General features: G+C 46.3%; 17 protein-coding genes. 1 reads left to right on the top strand and 16 read right to left on the bottom strand.

The annotated features are described in order from the left end of the window. The 13 genes from ACSYSK_RS04820 to rpsU form a co-directional block, all read right to left on the bottom strand. Nucleotides 1-801 carry a Nif3-like dinuclear metal center hexameric protein gene (locus ACSYSK_RS04820; RefSeq protein WP_491715862.1) on the bottom strand — a complete coding sequence of 267 codons (801 nt, stop codon included), beginning with the start codon at nt 799-801 and terminating at the stop codon, nt 1-3. Next, nucleotides 801-1478, bottom strand: a complete 678-nt coding sequence (locus ACSYSK_RS04815; protein WP_491715770.1) for a tRNA (adenine(22)-N(1))-methyltransferase — start codon at nt 1476-1478, stop codon at nt 801-803. The genes ACSYSK_RS04820 and ACSYSK_RS04815 overlap by 1 nt, the downstream gene beginning before the upstream one ends. A 72-nt stretch (nt 1479-1550) precedes the next feature. Further along, nucleotides 1551-2645 carry an RNA polymerase sigma factor RpoD gene (gene rpoD, locus ACSYSK_RS04810; protein WP_491715861.1) on the bottom strand — a complete coding sequence of 365 codons (1095 nt, stop codon included), beginning with the start codon at nt 2643-2645 and terminating at the stop codon, nt 1551-1553. A gap of 32 nt (nt 2646-2677) precedes the next feature. Beyond that, nucleotides 2678-4525 carry a DNA primase gene (dnaG, locus tag ACSYSK_RS04805; protein WP_491715769.1) on the bottom strand — a complete coding sequence of 616 codons (1848 nt, stop codon included), beginning with the start codon at nt 4523-4525 and terminating at the stop codon, nt 2678-2680. A 94-nt stretch (nt 4526-4619) separates the two neighbouring features. Continuing rightward, nucleotides 4620-6698: a glycine--tRNA ligase subunit beta gene (gene glyS, locus ACSYSK_RS04800; protein ID WP_491715768.1), complete on the bottom strand. Its 2079-nt coding sequence runs from the start codon at nt 6696-6698 to the stop codon at nt 4620-4622. A gap of 1 nt (nt 6699) precedes the next feature. Continuing rightward, complete coding sequence (gene glyQ, locus ACSYSK_RS04795; protein ID WP_491715767.1) at nt 6700-7617, bottom strand: glycine--tRNA ligase subunit alpha; 918 nt, start codon at nt 7615-7617, stop codon at nt 6700-6702. A gap of 61 nt (nt 7618-7678) precedes the next feature. Beyond that, nucleotides 7679-8452 (bottom strand): DNA repair protein RecO, encoded by a 774-nt coding sequence (gene recO, locus ACSYSK_RS04790; protein ID WP_491715766.1) that lies wholly within the window; start codon nt 8450-8452, stop codon nt 7679-7681. 16 nt (nt 8453-8468) lie between these two features. Continuing rightward, entirely contained in the window at nt 8469-9371 is a 903-nt protein-coding gene (gene era, locus ACSYSK_RS04785) for a GTPase Era (protein WP_491715765.1), read from the bottom strand. A gap of 25 nt (nt 9372-9396) precedes the next feature. Next, nucleotides 9397-9810: a diacylglycerol kinase family protein gene (locus tag ACSYSK_RS04780; RefSeq protein WP_491715764.1), complete on the bottom strand. Its 414-nt coding sequence runs from the start codon at nt 9808-9810 to the stop codon at nt 9397-9399. Then, nucleotides 9794-10267 carry an rRNA maturation RNase YbeY gene (gene ybeY, locus ACSYSK_RS04775; RefSeq protein WP_491715763.1) on the bottom strand — a complete coding sequence of 158 codons (474 nt, stop codon included), beginning with the start codon at nt 10265-10267 and terminating at the stop codon, nt 9794-9796. Before ybeY ends, ACSYSK_RS04780 begins: the two co-directional genes overlap by 17 nt. A gap of 10 nt (nt 10268-10277) precedes the next feature. Next, the gene (locus ACSYSK_RS04770; protein WP_491715762.1) at nt 10278-11258 is read right to left on the bottom strand and encodes a PhoH family protein; all 981 of its coding nucleotides are present in this window, start codon (nt 11256-11258) and stop codon (nt 10278-10280) included. Nucleotides 11259-11517: 259 nt separating this feature from the next. Next, complete coding sequence (locus ACSYSK_RS04765; protein ID WP_491715761.1) at nt 11518-11964, bottom strand: GatB/YqeY domain-containing protein; 447 nt, start codon at nt 11962-11964, stop codon at nt 11518-11520. A 21-nt stretch (nt 11965-11985) separates the two neighbouring features. Beyond that, nucleotides 11986-12171: a 30S ribosomal protein S21 gene (gene rpsU / locus ACSYSK_RS04760; RefSeq protein ID WP_491715760.1), complete on the bottom strand. Its 186-nt coding sequence runs from the start codon at nt 12169-12171 to the stop codon at nt 11986-11988. Nucleotides 12172-12366: 195 nt separating this feature from the next. Here rpsU and ACSYSK_RS04755 point away from each other — a divergent pair, with 195 nt between their 5' ends. Then, nucleotides 12367-13188, top strand: a complete 822-nt coding sequence (locus tag ACSYSK_RS04755; RefSeq protein ID WP_491715759.1) for a pyruvate, water dikinase regulatory protein — start codon at nt 12367-12369, stop codon at nt 13186-13188. Here ACSYSK_RS04755 and ACSYSK_RS04750 read toward each other — a convergent pair. From ACSYSK_RS04750 to aspS, 3 genes are all read right to left on the bottom strand, one after another. Continuing rightward, complete coding sequence (locus ACSYSK_RS04750; RefSeq protein ID WP_491715758.1) at nt 13185-14333, bottom strand: CDP-glycerol glycerophosphotransferase family protein; 1149 nt, start codon at nt 14331-14333, stop codon at nt 13185-13187. The genes ACSYSK_RS04755 and ACSYSK_RS04750 overlap by 4 nt on opposite strands. A gap of 21 nt (nt 14334-14354) precedes the next feature. Continuing rightward, nucleotides 14355-15227 carry a YitT family protein gene (locus ACSYSK_RS04745; protein WP_491715757.1) on the bottom strand — a complete coding sequence of 291 codons (873 nt, stop codon included), beginning with the start codon at nt 15225-15227 and terminating at the stop codon, nt 14355-14357. 102 nt (nt 15228-15329) lie between these two features. Beyond that, complete coding sequence (aspS, locus tag ACSYSK_RS04740; protein WP_491715756.1) at nt 15330-17084, bottom strand: aspartate--tRNA ligase; 1755 nt, start codon at nt 17082-17084, stop codon at nt 15330-15332. Nucleotides 17085-17086: the final 2 nt, after the last annotated feature.

Genomic DNA, 17086 nt, shown 5'->3' with positions numbered 1-17086 from the left:
TTAAACAAAAGTAAATGGCTCAGTATTAACTTGAGAGGCTATTACCGTAACGTCCCAGTGTTCTTGTTTTTGCCAAGCCACTAGCTTGCGTTGTAATTCAGGAATACAAATTGCTTCAATATGGTGGCCCAAGTCAAAAACGTGTAATCCGGCCGCCAACATATCGTGGGCAGTGTGATAACTAACGTCTCCGGTCAAGTAAAGGTCTGCGTTTTTAGCCACTGCTTGCGGGTAAAAACGGCCACCACTACCGCCTAAAATCGCTACCCTGTTAACCGGCTGGTTGAGCTCTGAACTGATCACCCGGAAGTGTTGCAACCGAAATGTCTCTTTGCATAAAGAGACCGCTTCTTGGACCGTCATTTCTTGGGGCAACTCGCCGACCCGGCCCATCCCGTAATTTCCGGGTTCATACGGTCCTAACAGCGGTACCGTTTTTCCCAATTTTAAGGCACTAGCTAGCCAATCGTTCATTCCCCCATTAGCGTTATCCAAATTAGTATGTGCGGCATAAACCGTTATGTCGTGTTTAATGATCTGTTCGTACATCCGGTTTTGGGGGACGTTTAAATCAAAACTTTTGACCGGGTGAAACATGATGGGATGGTGGGCAAAGATCATGTCTACGTTTAAAGCAATTGCTTCTTGGACCACCGCGGGCCTGACGTCTAAGGTAACTAAGATCTTGTGTACCGGACGGTCTAGTGCTCCCAACTGCAAGCCGATCGGATCACCTTTTTCGGCTAACCACTGCGGGGCAAACTCTTCAAATTTAGTAACTACGTCATTTACGGTAGTCATCATAAAACCTCCTCGATCTGTGCGATCTGCCGTTTTATCTGTGCAACTTTTTCTTGCGCATTCGTTTTGGCCAAAGAGCGCAGTATTTTTTGTTTACGCGCAATTTCTGTTTGCCATTTTTGCCTAAAAGCAGCGTTTTTAGCGCGCAGTAAAAACGGGCCAAATAAAATCTCTTGTGCCGTTAATTTAGGATGCGGCAAAAAATTAGCAACGATGATCTCATAGATGTGTCCGTCTTCACTTAAAATATTTTCGGCCGTGATCTGGTAACCGTGTTCGTCCAAAAAACCGCGGACCGCATCCGCCCTGACGTTTGGTTGTAATAACAATAGCGGGTGGGTACTCAAGTCTCCTTGCGCTAAAATATCACGGATCAACGGCCCCCCCATTCCACAGATCGCGATCGTATCGATCCTATCGGCGGGTTTGATTGCGGCTAAACCATCGGCTAAGCGTGCCTCCATCCGTCCCGCCAACTGTTGTTTTTGGATCACGCTAACTGCATTGAGGTATGGCCCCTTTGCTACTTCACCGGCCAGTGCAAATTCGATCACCCCGGTCGTCAGCAAATAAGCCGGCAAATAACCGTGATCGGAGCCGATGTCAGCCAACCTGGCTCCTTGAGGAACATAACTCGCTATACAACTCAGCCTTTGCGATAAGTGTTCTACATTCATATTCTACTCCTATTTGTCAAAAGGAGCCGGGGCACAACTTGCCCCAACTCCCCTTATTTTGCTAATTAATGATTAATCCAAAAAATCCTTGAGTTGTTTTGAACGAGACGGGTGGCGCAACTTACGCAACGCCTTGGCTTCGATCTGACGGATCCGTTCCCGCGTGACTCCAAAAACACGTCCCACTTCTTCTAGGGTCCGAGTCCGACCGTCGTCTAACCCGAAACGCAGCCGTAAGACATTTTCTTCCCTGTCCGTTAGGGTATCCAGCACGCTTTCTAACTGTTCTTTTAACAGCTCGTAAGCTGCGTGGTCCGCCGGACTAGTTGCTTCGTGATCTTCGATAAAGTCACCTAAGTGAGAGTCGTCTTCTTCGCCGATCGGAGTTTCTAACGAAACCGGCTCCTGTGCGATTTTCAAAATTTCACGCACTTTTTCGGTTGGCATTTCCATTTCGGCCCCAATCTCTTCGGGAATCGGTTCTCTACCTAAATCCTGCAACAACTGGCGCTGAATCCGGATCAGTTTGTTAATCGTTTCCACCATATGCACGGGGATCCGGATCGTCCGTGCTTGATCGGCAATCGCCCGGGTGATCGCCTGCCTGATCCACCACGTTGCGTAAGTCGAAAACTTAAAGCCCTTGCGGTAATCGAACTTTTCGACGGCCTTCATCAAGCCCATATTGCCTTCTTGGATCAAGTCCAAAAAAGACATGCCCCGACCGACATAGCGCTTAGCAATCGAAACTACCAAACGTAAATTGGCTTCTGCTAACCTCTGTTTGGCCGATTCATCGCCCCGTTCGATCCTCAAGGCTAAGGCGATTTCTTCGTCGGCCGTCAATAGATCGACACGCCCGATTTCTTTTAAATACATCCGGACCGGGTCGTTGATCTTGATCCCCGATGGTGCGGAAACGTCTTTTTTAGCGCTTTGAGCCTGTTTATCGGCCGCACGTAACGCCTGTTCACTAGGATTGCCGTTTTCATCTACCACGGAAATCCCCGCATCTTCAACGGCACCGATCAATTTATCCATAGTGTCTGCTTGCAAGTGATACGGCTCTGCCAATCGCTTCGATAATTCATTATATTTGATTTGTTTTTTGGGCTTATATTCGTGAATTAACTTACGGAGTTCTTTTTTATACTTTTCTTGCGTAATTTTATTATTTTTCTGATTATCTCCCGCCAAAGTCAAAGTCCTCCTTGGATTGTTTCAGTTTGCTGTAATAGCTGAATTAATTTAGTCGTCAACTCAGTGATCGCCTCTTGGTCATTCATCCTTTTGGCCCGCGTCAGTTGTTCTTTTAACCGTGCAACTTCTTGTTGTAACGGTGAAGTCTGCATAATCAAAGTCAAACAATCATCAACTTCTTGTTGCGTGCTTTGTTGCGTGTACTGTTGCATTTCTAACGACAAAACGACCTGTTGCAACACCTCGTCTTGCACAAAATCTAAGAAAATTGCACTATCATATTCATCATACTGCTCAAAATAAGCTTGCGCCAGTAAAAAAATCGTTTGGTAATTTTCATGGACAAAACAAAAGTCCGCCAGACTAGTTACGTGGTACAAAACTGCCGGTTCGTGCAACGCTCGAAACAGTAATAATCGTTCGGCTTGTTCCACTCGCGAATAATGGAGCGGTTCTTGTTGTTTAGCACTAACAGCAAGATCAGCAAGTGGTCGTTTAGCCGGTGAAGTGCGGTGTTTTTGCGGTTTTAATTCACTGACCTGAGCCGCTAAACGTTCCTTATCGATCCCAAAACGCTGAGCTAACCGATTTAAATACAGATCTTGTTCTAAGCCGTCGGACGACTGGGCGATCTTAGCCAATACGTCATCCAAATAAGCCAACTGGTCTAATTCATTATCTAAATTACGCCCCTGTTCGTAGTAATTTAGGTAAAAAGCTAAGGCACTTTCGCGGTTATCGGCGACAAATTGCGCAAAACGCTCAGTCCCGTACTGACGCACGTACTCGTCGGGATCCAGCTTTTGGGGTAGTTGAATAACACTTAACTGAAACTGCCCGGTAGTCGCTAACAAATCCAACGCCCGCGCGCTTGCCTTTTGGCCGGGAGAATCCCCGTCATAACAAACACTAACATTATGCGTTACGCGCGCCAGCAAATAAATTTGTTCCGTCGTTAAACTCGTCCCCATCGATGCCACCCCGTTTTTGACTCCCGCACGGTAAGCGGCTAAAACATCCATGAAGCCTTCAAACAAGATCACGTTTTTATTCTTTCTGATCTCAGCTTTAGCCTGATCGAAATTAAACAGGACCTGGCTTTTAGTAAATAGTGGCGTTTCCGGTGAATTCAAGTACTTAGGTTGCGTTTCACTTTTAGTCAGCAACCTACCCGAAAAAGCAACCACCTGCCCGTTAGCATTCCGGATGGGAAACATCACCCGTTCAAAAAAACGGTCGGTCAAATTGCCATCCTGGCTGGTCCCAAATAATCCCGAATCCCGGAATAACTGTTCGTCGGCCTCTTTTTGCTGCCGCAAAAAAGGCAGCAATGCCTTAGCCGGTGCGAACCCCAGCTGAAACTGGGTGATCAGATCATCATCTAGCCCACGCTGGTGCAGGTAATCTAGTGCCGGTTGCCCGACCTGCGTATTGAGTAAAATATGGTGATAAAACTCTGCACTGCTTTGATAATACTTCATCAGGGTCGCTTTTTGCGGAGAAACGGTAGTTACCGTTGACTTTGCTTCCTGCAAGGCCGTGCTACTAGCATCGTCCAAAGTAACATTACCTAACTGCGCTACTCGTTTTACCGCCTGAACAAAGCCAATGTTTTCGATCTCCATTAAAAATTTAAAAACATTGCCCCCGCGGTGACAAGAAAAACAGTTAAAAATCTGTTTTTGCTCGCTGACCGAAAAAGACGGGGTTTTTTCCGTATGAAACGGACACAACCCAAACCAGTTTTTACCGGAACGATGTAACTGAACGTATTGCCCTACGATGTCTAAAATATTTACCGCACCACGAATTTCATCGATCACTGCCGTTGGAATTTGTCGCTGCACTCCATCACCCCAGTTCATTGCTGGTCAAAATTGCAATCACGCATTATCTTATACTGAAATAAAAACCGGTGCAAGCATTATGTGTGCTACTCGCTTACTTAACGTTTAGTTGATTCAAGGAACCAAAAGAGCGGGTCAACTTAGTAATTTGCGCCAGTTGGGTTAAGCGATTTTGCCGTAAGGCTTGATCTTTAGCCATCACCATCGTTTGTTCGAAATAGGCACTGATCGGTTGACACAAGGCAACTAACAGCTGATATTTTTGTTCTAGGTCAACTTGGTAGTATTTCTCACTGATTTTAGCCACCTGCGCCGCTAACTCGCGTTCACTACTATTTTGAAATAACGTTTCGTCAACTTTGGTCCCAATCAAGTCCTGATTTTTAGTGGTCAAGTTGATCGTCCGGGTCAAAGCTTCGATCACGGGTTTAAACTGCTCTTCTTTTTGATGACTGGTCAAAACCTGAGCGGCGGAGAAGATCTCGGCAAAAGTATTATCGCCATGAGCAGTAACTGCCTGCACAATATCAAAGTCATAGTGCTGCTCAGTCAACAACTGTGCCACTCGTTCTAACATAAACTGCTGGCGCGCGTCTCGGTTAGTTTCAGGTAGTACATTTTGGTATAACTCCGGTAATTGTTGCTGTGCTGTGCGTAAAACGTCTTCTAAAGAAGCTACCGATAACGGCCACTTTTGTTGAACTGCAATTCTGATGACCCCCACAGCTTGTCTTCTCAACGCGTACGGATCATTAGACCCACTCGGCAACATTCCCGCCGCAAAGAAGGTTTGAATGCTGTCTAATTTATCGGCAACGGCTAGTAACGCCCCGACAGGACTCTGTGGTAATTTACCGTGCGTACTTAACGGCAGATAAGATTCCCTGATCGCCTGTGCGACTTCCTGATTTTCTCCGGCAGCTTGTGCGTAAATTTCACCCATCACGCCTTGTAATTCGGCAAACTCGCCGACCATACCCGTAACCAAATCAAACTTATAAATCGCACTAGCCCGCTGCAGGTCTTGGAGCTGTGTGGTAGTCAAGCCAACCTGTTTTCCTAATTGTTGGGCTAAAACACCTACACGCTGCATTTTTTCGGCCATCGTTCCGATCTTGTCGTGAAACATAACGTGTTGCAAACGCGCAACGTCCGTAGCAATCGCATTTTGCCGGTCTTCTTGGTAAAAGAACTTCGCGTCTTCTAAACGAGCTGTCAATACCTTCTCGTTACCAGCGACCACGTTTTCCAGGTATTCGGAATTGCCGTTGCGTACGGCCACAAAATGCGGTAACAACTTGCCGTTTGCATCTAACACGTAAAAGAAACGCTGGTTATCACGCATCGAAGTGATCAAAACCGGGGCCGGTAATGTTAAATACTCGGGGGCAAAATCACCCGCAAAAACGGTCGGGTACTCGACTAAGTTCGTCACTTCTTCTAGTAAGTCATCGTCAACTACGACTTGCCAGTCCCTTTTATCCGCTAACTGCGTGATCTGCGCTTGGATCATTTGTTTCCTACGGTCCTGGTCTGCGATCACCCACTGTTTTTCTAAAGCGCTAGGATAATCCGCCGCACAGGTGAGCTCGACTGGCTCTCCCAAAAAACGGTGGCCCGCAGAAACCCGGCCGGCCCGCAAGTTTAACAATTCGAGCGGCAAGACCTGGTCGTCTAACAAACACACTAACCAACGTAACGGTCTCACGTATTCAAACTCGTTGACCCCCCAGCGCATCATCGTCGGAAAGCGCATCGCCTTGATGACCGTGGTTACTTTAGCCAAAACTTCACTGGCTTTGACCCCAGCCACTTTTTTAGTAACGTAGGCGTATTGCGTGCCCTTAAATTCTTTAAAGTAGATCTCGTCTGGAGCAACACCTTGTCCCCGGCAAAATCCTTGCGCCGCTTTAGTCCAATTACCCTCTTTATCTTGGGCAATTTTTTTAGCGGGACCCTTAGCTTCACTTTCAATATCAGTTTGCTTTGCGGCTAACCCTAACACCTTAACGGCTAGTCTGCGCGGTGTGGCGTAAGTTTGAATTTCTTGGTATTCGAGCCGCTCTGTTTGTAAAAAGTCCGCCATCCGTTGAGCAAGTTGTTTAACACTAGGAGTGACTACGTGCGCAGGCATCTCTTCTAAACCGATCTCCAGTAAAAACGTGTGCGTCATTTTAAGCGTCCTCCTCTAATAATTTCTGCCGTAATTTTTCATCCTTGATCAAAGGATAGCCCAGCTTTTTTCTTTCCTTGACAAACGCCTTAGCCACATCTTTAGCCATGTTGCGGATCCGGGCTAAATAACCAGCACGCTCGGTCACCGAAACGGCTCCCCTAGCGTCTAACAAATTAAAGGTATGGCTAGATTTCAAAATGTAATCGTATGCTGGGTGGACCAAACCATTTTTGATCTGGGCCTTAGCTTCCTTTTCATACGTCGTAAAAGCCTGCAATAACATCTCTTCGTTGCTGGTCTCAAACGCATACTTAGACTGTTCGTATTCCGGCTGTAAGAAAATATCGCCGTATTTGACCCCGTTAGCCCATTCCAAGTCAAATACAGACTGAACGTCTTGGATGTAAGAAGATAAACGTTCCAGTCCGTAGGTCACTTCAGCGGCGACCGGCCAAACTTCTAGTCCGCCGACCTGTTGAAAATATGTAAACTGAGTGACTTCCATGCCGTCTAACCAAACTTCCCAACCAACTCCAGCACACCCCATCGAAGGGTTTTCCCAGTTATCCTCGACAAACCTGATATCATGTTCTTTAGCCTTGATTCCCAGTGCGGCCAAACTGTCTAAATACAAGTCCTGAATATTGGCCGGCGACGGCTTCATCACTACTTGGAACTGATGATGTTGGTATAATCGATTCGGGTTTTTACCATAACGCCCATCCGCTGGTCGACGTGAAGGTTCCACGTAAGCCACGTTCCATGGTTCCGGACCGATCGCCCGTAAAAAAGTATACGGGCTCATCGTTCCTGCTCCTTTTTCAGTATCATACGACTGCATCAACATGCAGCCTTGTTCGGACCAAAAATGCTGGAGCGTTAAAATAATTTCTTGCACACTTAATTTTTTTGACATCTGATTTCCTCCTCGCAAGGTCAACCCAAACATAATTATCCTGCCCCACAGATCTTATCGCCTACTCTTTGGGTGTGGGTTGCCACAAGTCCATTTCATTTAAAAATTTTTTAGCTTTAATAAAAATACCAACCTGGTTATCGTACAGTGTATCTAAAGTCTGCCGCAACTGTTTTTTAATCGCGGGATTGACCTTAATCGAATTCAGCCGCTCCAACCGTAAAACTGAAAATAAGCGCAGGTAATAGACCGTTTTTTGCTGCAAGTGTAACCGGTGAGGATCTAGGTACCAGTGGTGCTGGCACAAAATGCCCCCGTAACTTTCAGAAAAATCAAACGGACCGTGAGTTTCTTGACACACCACACAATAACGCCACTGGGGACCCACTCCAAAAACGGGCAATAACTGAACCTCGAGCACATTAGTGATGATCTGAGGATCTAACCCCTGGTCGATCAGTGTCAACGCCTGCTGGATCTTAGTAAACCAACCGGCCGGCAACAAAACGTCTTGCCCAAAAGCAGCGATCCCTAAACTAAAAATATAAGTAGCGTAGGCATTTAGCCTGATATCGACATAGATTTGTTGGTATTGCGCTAGTTCCCGGACCCCGGAGATATAAGACAAGCCGTGGTCGTTAATGCTACCAAAATAAGTGCCGTGCGCAAACGGCAAAACCGCGGCCGCTAGTTTAAAGCGGGCTTTCCTAGCTCCCCGAACTAAAAAGGTTTTAAACCCAAACTGGGCGGTCAAAATTTTGACCAGTAAGTCGCGTTCCTTATAATTAGTCCGTGAAACTACCAAGCCGTCAAAATCACTATGGTGAAGTGCCATTTAACTCACCGCTTTATTATTCGTCATCGTCACGATAGCCCAAGGACTGCAAGTCTAGCCTGCGATCCTTCCAGTTTTCTTTGACCCGGACCCATAATTCCAAATAAACCTTATCTCCCAGCAACGTTTCGATTTCCTTACGTGCCAAGGTACCGATCTTTTTGAGCATCGAGCCGCCCTTACCGATCAAAATTCCCTTCTGGCTGTTACGCTCCACGATGATCGTCGCCGCCACCTGAATTTTTTGTTGGTCCTGGCGTTTGACACTTTCAGTCACTACCGCCACCGAATGCGGAACTTCTTCTTTAGTCAACAAGATCGCCTTTTCCCTGATCAGTTCGGCAATAATGAATCTTTCCGGGTGATCGGTCACTTGGTCTGCCGGGTAAAACTGCGGTCCTTCTGGCATCGCCTGTACTAAGTTTTCCAGTAATTCGGGAACGTTATTACCCTGTAACGCTGAAATTGGGAAAATTTCTTGATAATCCAAGGTCTGCCGGTAATCGTCCATGATCGCTAGTAACTTATTAGGATGGATCTGATCGATTTTATTGATCAGTAAATAAACCGGCTTTTTGACGCTTTTTAGCCGCTCGATGATAAAATCATCACCCCGCCCGCGTTTTTGGGTAGCGTTGACCATCAACAAAATGGCGTCGACTTCGTTTAACGTCGACAACGCCGCTTTGACCATCAGATCTCCCAACTTACTGTGTGGTTTATGGATCCCCGGCGTATCAATAAAGATCAACTGCGCGTCGTCTCTGGTGTAGATACCCTGGATCTTATTTCTGGTAGTCTGCGGTTTGTCGCTCATGATCGCGATTTTTTGGCCGACAACCTGATTGATAAAAGTCGATTTACCAACGTTAGGTCGCCCTAAAATGGCGATAAAACCCGAATGAAACTCTTTATCCATACTACTGTTTTCCTTCCTACTCACATTAAAGTAACTGAATTACCCGACGCCAGATCTGTGGTATCAAAACTAAGGCTGCCACCACTAACGCGTAAAAAGTAGCTAACAAAACCGCTCCGGCCGCAATATCTTTGGCAAGTTTGGCGTACTTATTGGGTGTTGTCCCACAGATCAAATCAACGATATTTTCGACTACGGTATTCCACGCTTCACTACTCAGTACCAAAAAAACCGCTAGTAGTAGCGCTAACCACTGCCACGTGTTTAGCCTTAAAAACAGGCTCAAAATGATCACTAACACCCCGGCCCACACGTCAAAACGAAAATTGCGTTCGTTACGGTAAACGGCGATTAAACCATCCCTAGCGTGACAAACGGACTGCCAAAAGTGGCGGTTTTTCCACTTGGTAGTCCCCGTTTTTTTATCTTTTGAGGCCATAATCAGCTAAGATCTTTCTTTGTAGACCAAACATTTCCTTTTCGTCTTCTTCTTTCATATGATCATAGCCGTTTAAGTGCAAAAAGCCGTGTAAAACCAAAAAACCGAGCTCTCTTTCTTGCGAGTGCCCCAGATACTCGGCTTGCTCTTTGACCTTATCTAAGGAGACGACGATGTCGCCGATATTTTTAGGTAAATGCTCATCTGCCGCCAAAATGATCGGCACTTCGTCGACGGCGGTCTCTTCGATGGCAAAACTGATCACATCGGTCGGCTTATCTACGCCCCGATACTGTTTATTAAGCGCGTGGATCGCCTCATTATCAACCAAAGTGACAGACATTTCGGTATCTTCAGGCAGATCCAGGTACGGCGCAGCAAAGTTGAGCAAGTCCGTTATCAACTGCAACCATGCGGCAGATGCTTGCTTAGTCTGATCAATTATCTCTAGGTCCATTCTTGCTTTCCTACTTTCCGTGATTTTCATCGTTAGCGTGCTCATAAGCATTAATAATTGCGGAAACAACCGGATGACGCACAACATCTTCTGCCGCAAAATCAACAAATTCCAGTTGCTTTAATCCCTGTAAAATCGACCGGGCCTGGATCAAACCACTTTGTTTAGCTCCGTGCGGCAGATCGATCTGACTGATATCGCCGTTGACGATCATCTTGGAACCAAAACCGAGCCTGGTCAAAAACATCTTCATCTGCGGTTTAGTCGTATTTTGAGCCTCGTCCAAGATCACAAAGGCATTTTCTAGAGTCCGCCCCCGCATATAAGCTAAAGGTGCAATTTCGATCACACCCCGTTCGATCAACCGTTCGGTGCGTTCATTGCCTAAAATTGCGTACAGCGCATCATAAATTGGCCGCAAATACGGGTCGACTTTTTCCTTTAAGTCGCCGGGCAAAAAGCCCAATGATTCACCGGCTTCGACCGCAGGACGCGTTAAGACCAAGCGTTCGACTTCCTTTTTCTTCAACGCTGCAACCGCCATGACCACGGCTAAAAAAGTCTTTCCCGTTCCTGCCGGGCCGATACCAAAGACTAAGTCTTTATGCTGAACGGCTTGAACGTATTGTCTTTGGTGGGCATTTTTAGCCCGTACCGGTCGGCCCCGCCGGTCTTTTAATAACGTTTCACTATATAAGTCGCTAAAATACTCTAAGGTCCCCTTCTTACTCATATTTAAGGCCGTCAAAATATCACTAGGGCCAATCATCACTTTTTGGTGTAATAGCTGCAATAATTGTGCTATCACCTGAGTCACTTGCTGAACGGCACTAGGGGTTCCACTGATTTTAAATTCCGTACCAAAGGGTTTGATCGTAACTTGTCCTTCTTGTTCGAGCAGTTGCAAATTACGGTCACCTACTCCAGATAAACTTGCTTGCACTTCAGGGTCGGCAATGTTGATCCGCTGTTCGGTCATCTGTTCTGACAATTAAACGTCTCCTTTAACTAGAGTAACATAATAATACACTTAATATAGCCTATGGTGCTTGAGTTGGCAAGTCGGGAACTAGCGTGTAACTTTATTTTATGCGTAAAGGGGAGTTGCGAAAAAAGCCGTTAGCTGTTGTATTCCTAGGAACCTAGATTACTTGTTTGGTAAACACGATCAAGACTATCATTTACCAAAACAAAAAAGGACCTGGAACAAAACATAGTTTTGTCCCAAGCCCCCATAAATAACACTATCATTATTTAGCTAGTAACTCTTTGACAGCAGCACTGACAGCTTTGCCATTAGCCCGCCCTTTGACCTGCGGCATGACAGCTCCCATTACCTTGCCAAAATCAGCTGGAGAGCTTGCTTGCAGTTGCGTCATTACCCGTTGTACCAGCTCTTTTAACTCAGATTCGGTTAACTGCTGGGGCAAATAACTCTGCACCAAAGCAATCTCAGTTTGCAACTTAGCCACGGCTTCACTGCGGTCTGCTTTTTGAAACTCAGCCAGGGATTCCTGGCGTTGTTTTAGCTCACGCGCTAATACCGTAATTTCTTCATCTGGGGTCAAATCGTGTCCCAGATTGATTTTTTCATTGGTAGCAGCCGCTTTTAACATCCGAATCGTACTTAACTTTTCTTTGTCATGAGCCTTCATGGCCGTTACCAAATCTTTTTGCAATGTCGCTAATAAACTCATTGCAGGTGCCTCCTTAGGTCACTAGAAACGCCGTTTGTTTTTCCGCTTACGTGCGGCTTCAGATTTTTTCTTCCGCCTTACACTCGGCTTTTCATAAAATTCACGTTTCCGGTATTCCTGCAACGTGCCTGTTTTAGAAACGGTCCGTTTGAAGCGACGAAGAGCGTCATCAAGAGATTCGTTTTTGCGAACGACAGTCTTAGACATGATGTTTTCCCTCCCTCCGAGCTTAAGATAACCGTCTAACATGCACAAAAATAGCACAAAATCAACAGTTCCATTACATTATAACTAAACATAAAAACTGCGTCAATCTTTTCTTCCAATCTGACGCCAAAAATTTAGCCCCAACGATGAAAAAATCCCTTTCACCCCTTATAATATGATCAAGGAGTGAAGATTATGACTACTAAAGCTAAAAAAGAAAAAACAATTTTTATTATTTCCGATTCCTTGGGCGAGACGGCTTATAGCCTCGTGCAAGCGGCAATCGTCCAGTTTCCAGAAGTAAAGTTTCACATCCGCCGTTATCCTTTGGTACGGACTAATTCATTACTATCCGGCATTTTGAAATACGCTAAACGCCAAAATGCAATTATCGTCCACACCTTAGTGGCTCAAGAATTAAGTGCTGCAATTGCGAAATTTTGCCAGGCTAACCAGTTAAGCCACTTCGACGCACTCAATCCCTTGTTAACGATCATTAGTGAACAGACCGCTGTTAAACCTAAATTAGAGGTCGGCATGAACCACCATACGGACCAAAATTACTTCAACCGCATCGCCTGTACCGAATTTGCGGTCACCTACGATGACGGTAAAAACCCCAGTGGCTTTTTAAAAGCAGACATCGTTTTACTGGGCGTTTCTCGGACCTCTAAGACCCCGCTGTCGCTTTACTTAGCAAATAAGGGCTACCGGGTCGCTAACCTGCCACTCGTGCCACAAACCAAGATCCCGGACGAAATTTTTCAGATCGACCCGCAAAAAATCTTTGGTTTGACCAACGACCCGACGATCTTAAACAACATTCGCCAACAACGAATGCTTTCTTACGGCTTAGACCTTGATACTAATTATTCCAGCATCGAAAACATTAATAAGGAACTTAAATTTGCCACCGACCTGTATCACAAAATCGGGTGTTTGATCATCAACGTCGCTAACAAGTCGATCGAAGAAACCGCCATGCTGATCATCGAAAACCTCGAACAAAGCAATTAGAAATAATAGCGCAACACGTTGGCGCTCGCTTGCCCGTGATTGGCACTATTCCACAACTGGTTAAACTCGCTGTAATCCGTTGTGGCAGCGGGCTGTTGTAACGCGGCGAGTAACGAGGCGCCGTCGGTTAAAAAGGGGCCGGGGAGCCATTCCCTGAAGTCGGCTTGTATGCCGACGATCTGCTGGTATTGGTAGTGATCAAAACAATAAAATAGCATCTGACCGGCAGTTGGCAATAACGCGTAATCAAAGATCACCGACGAATAATCAGTGATCAAGCGGTCGGCTCTTACCAGTAATTGTTCCGTGCTAAAATCAGTGACCCACACTAAGTGCGAGAAGTGCTGGTCGCGCAAGAAAGCCGCCGCACCTACCACGTGGGGGTGTAATTTGATCACCATTACTTGGTGGTCGCTCAATGCGCGCACCACCTGCGTAAAATCAGCTGGAAATTCAAAGTAACTGTGCCCTGTGGGAGTTTCCCGGTAGGTCGGTGCGTACAAAATAACCTCTTTTCCCCGCAATTCGGGGTGTGCGCGCTCAATTTGCTCACGCAACACTTGATTTTTATTCGCCGCAAAAAACTGATCGGTGCGCGGATAGCCTAAAACTTTGATCTTGTCTTGGTTAACGTGATAGCTGGAACAAAAAACCTTCCCCATTTTAGCGGAGCCAACTACAAAATCGCTGAAGCGGTCATAAACTTTTTGAAAACGACGCTTGGCGGCTGCCGAACGCGTTTTAGTGCGTGGTTCTTGCCACCCAAAGGTCTTGACGGCTCCATTAGCATGCCATAGTTGGATCACCCGAGTCCGCTTGTTAAACGCACACCCCGCTAAAAAGGCGTAGTAATTGTCAACAAAAACTAGCTTAGCTTGCATGATCAACTTTAGTTTAGTAAAAATAAACGACCAGCCGTCGTGAAACTCCACCGCCCTGATGCCCTGCTGGCGTAATTTCTGTGCACTTGCTTGACAATTTTGACGATACAAAACACAAAAAGCGTTGGGCGCGGACTGTGCCAGTTTAACGATGAAATCCTCGTTACCGCTAAAACTCAACACGTAAACCACACTCGTCGGCTTTTTAGTTCGGACTACGTGTGACCACAGCCACAATAGCCACAGGTAAATACTCTTGCGCAATTTTCTAACCCCTCTTCTCACTTACAGGTCTGGTTCGTAAAAGTGTCCCATGATCTGCACGTTTTCCGCGATGCTGACAAACGCATGGGGATCGGCTTGACGCAGCGCTTGTTGTAACTGAGGCTGTTCGTAACGCGAGATCACCGTCAGTAAAACTGCCTTGCGGTCATGCTTATAAGCGCCCTCTGCATTGTGCACGATCGTCACTCCTCGCCGCATTTTACTTTGCAAACACTCAACGACCCGCTGAGATTCAGAAGTTACGATCAGCACCTGTAATTTTTGCTGGCGCGTGTATTGCATGTCCATCACCTTAGCATTGACCACCAGTCCTAATGCCGAATAAAATGCATACGGCCAGCCAAAAGCCCAACCAGCTGCCACAACGATCGCCGTATTGAATATTAAGTTGATCGTCCCGATCGACTTGCCAGTTTTTTTGCGTAAGATTAACCCCAGAATATCTAAGCCACCCGTCGAGATCCCATTTTTAAGCGCCATCCCCGTTCCAAAACCGTTTAACGCACCCCCAAAGATCGCACAGATGATTGGATCATGGGTCAGTGTCAACGGGTGTAACACTTTGATCATGAGACTGGCAAAAACTACGGACAAAAAAGTAAAGATGGTGAAACGCCGGCCGATTTGCAACCAAGCTAAAACAAATAACGGTACGTTTAATACAAACAACCAAAAAGCAGCCGTCAACTTCAGGGGCGTTTGCTGACACAAAGTCGCTAGCAGCTGAGCCACCCCCGTAACTCCCGAAGAATAAATATGTCCTGGAGTCCAAAAAAAGTTCATTGCGATCGAAACGATAATCCCATACATTAAAGCCGTTGAAGCTTTGGCTACGTACTCATGTCTACGCCACATTCGTTGCAATTCATCCATTGTTTAACCTCGTTTTACTATTTAAGCACCATTAAAAACTCATTCTAACAAAAAGCACCCCATCATTACCAGAATTACTGGCTTACGGGGTACTTTTTTAACTTATTCTTCAGTTTTCAGGTGCAATTCCGCTAATTGTTTAGCAGCTACCGCACTCGGTGCATTGGTCAGTGGCTCTGCCGCCTTCGAATTCTTCGGAAAGGCGATCACTTCACGGATATTGTCGCGTTTAGCCAACAACATCGCGAAGCGGTCTAACCCGATCGCTAATCCTCCATGAGGCGGGAAACCATAATCCAAGGCGTCCATGAACCAGCCAAATTGTTCTTTAGCCTGCTGTTCGCTAAAGCCCAACGCCTTAAACATCTCTTCTTGAACGCTACGTTGGTGGATCCGGATCGAACCACCACCCAATTCGTAACCATTAAGTACGATATCATAGCTTTGTGCGTGACACTTATGCGGGTCTGTTTTCAACAACTCTAAGTCTTCTTCGTTAGGCATCGTAAACGGATGGTGGGCTGCAATGTAACGGCCAAAATCTTCGCTGTATTCAAACAACGGCCAGTCAACTACCCATAAGAAAGCAAATTGATCTTGAGGGATCAAATCTAATTCCTGGGCACAATTCTTACGTAGGTAGCCCAAGGAATCCGCGACGATCTTAGCCGAAGCCGCTACAAATAAAATCAAATCACCCGGCTGAGCCTCCACTGCCGCGATCAATTCTTGTTGCTGCTCCTTGAAGAACTTGGCGATCGGTCCTTGCAACTCTCCTTGTTCCGTCACCTTGACCCAGGCTAACCCCTGAGCACCAAAACGTTTGATATAATCCTGCTTAGCTTCGATTTGTTTACGTGAGTAAGCCTTAGCTCCACCCGGCACGGCGATTGCCTTGACCTGTCCGCCGTCTTGTAAGACGTTATCGAAAACTTTGAAGCCCGCGCCCGTTACTACCTGTGCCATGTCGTGTAATTCGAGGCCAAAACGCACGTCCGGTTTATCGGACCCGTAGCGCGCCATTGCCTCGTTCCACGTGATCCGCGGTAATGGCGTTTGAATTGTGATCCCTAACGTCTCTTTCATGACAGCTTTGAGCAAACCTTCCGTTAGGTCCTGAATTTCTTCAGCCGTCATAAACGACGTCTCCAAATCGATCTGCGTAAATTCAGGCTGCCGGTCACCACGCAAGTCTTCGTCTCTAAAGCAACGCGCGATCTGGTAATAGCGGTCAAACCCGGCACCCATCAGTAGCTGTTTAAATAACTGCGGGGATTGCGGTAAAGCGTAAAAATGTCCCGGATAAACGCGTGAAGGTACCAAGTAGTCACGAGCACCCTCCGGTGTGGATTTAGTTAAGTACGGCGTTTCAATATTAATGAATTGTTGTTCATCTAAATAACGATGGACGGTCTGAACGATCCTGCTGCGGATCCGCATGCCACGTTGCATTTCCGGGCGCCGCAAGTCTAAGTAACGGTATTTCAAACGTAAATCACCGGTAGCAGTGGTATCGTCTTGAATATCAAACGGTGGCGTCTTCGCTTTATTAAGCACGGTCACTTGAGCAACTTCCACTTCAAATTCACCGGTTGGGATCTCATGGTTAGGTTGCGCACGACGGACAACTTTACCCTGGACTTCGATCACGTATTCACTGCGCAGGGTTTCAGCAACGGCCAACGCGTCCGCACCAAATTCCTGACTAAAAACCAACTGAACGATCCCTTCGCGGTCCCGCAAATCAACAAACAACAAGTTACCTAGATCCCGGCGTTTTTGGACCCAACCTTGTAAAACAACTTGTTTTTCCAAGTAAGTTTCGTCAACCAGCCCCGCATAAGTCGTTTTTTTCATTT

It is taken from the genome of Ligilactobacillus sp. ESL1201 (assembly GCF_058503265.1).
Note: the sequence above shows the minus strand (reverse complement) of the source record. Positions and strands in the feature narration are given on the sequence as shown.

Bases quoted from the DNA above. Each gene is read 5' to 3' on its own strand.
- ACSYSK_RS04820 (WP_491715862.1), bottom strand. From the start codon at position 801: ATGACTACCGTAAATGACGTAGTTACTAAATTTGAAGAGTTTGCCCCG.
- ACSYSK_RS04815 (WP_491715770.1), bottom strand. From the start codon at position 1,478: ATGAATGTAGAACACTTATCGCAAAGGCTGAGTTGTATAGCGAGTTAT.
- glyS (WP_491715768.1), bottom strand. From the start codon at position 6,698: ATGACGCACACGTTTTTACTGGAGATCGGTTTAGAAGAGATGCCTGCG.
- glyQ (WP_491715767.1), bottom strand. From the start codon at position 7,617: ATGTCAAAAAAATTAAGTGTGCAAGAAATTATTTTAACGCTCCAGCAT.
- recO (WP_491715766.1), bottom strand. From the start codon at position 8,452: ATGGCACTTCACCATAGTGATTTTGACGGCTTGGTAGTTTCACGGACT.
- era (WP_491715765.1), bottom strand. From the start codon at position 9,371: ATGGATAAAGAGTTTCATTCGGGTTTTATCGCCATTTTAGGGCGACCT.
- ACSYSK_RS04780 (WP_491715764.1), bottom strand. From the start codon at position 9,810: ATGGCCTCAAAAGATAAAAAAACGGGGACTACCAAGTGGAAAAACCGC.
- ybeY (WP_491715763.1), bottom strand. From the start codon at position 10,267: ATGGACCTAGAGATAATTGATCAGACTAAGCAAGCATCTGCCGCATGG.
- ACSYSK_RS04765 (WP_491715761.1), bottom strand. From the start codon at position 11,964: ATGAGTTTATTAGCGACATTGCAAAAAGATTTGGTAACGGCCATGAAG.
- rpsU (WP_491715760.1), bottom strand. From the start codon at position 12,171: ATGTCTAAGACTGTCGTTCGCAAAAACGAATCTCTTGATGACGCTCTT.
- ACSYSK_RS04755 (WP_491715759.1), top strand. From the start codon at position 12,367: ATGACTACTAAAGCTAAAAAAGAAAAAACAATTTTTATTATTTCCGAT.
- ACSYSK_RS04745 (WP_491715757.1), bottom strand. From the start codon at position 15,227: ATGGATGAATTGCAACGAATGTGGCGTAGACATGAGTACGTAGCCAAA.
- aspS (WP_491715756.1), bottom strand. From the start codon at position 17,084: ATGAAAAAAACGACTTATGCGGGGCTGGTTGACGAAACTTACTTGGAA.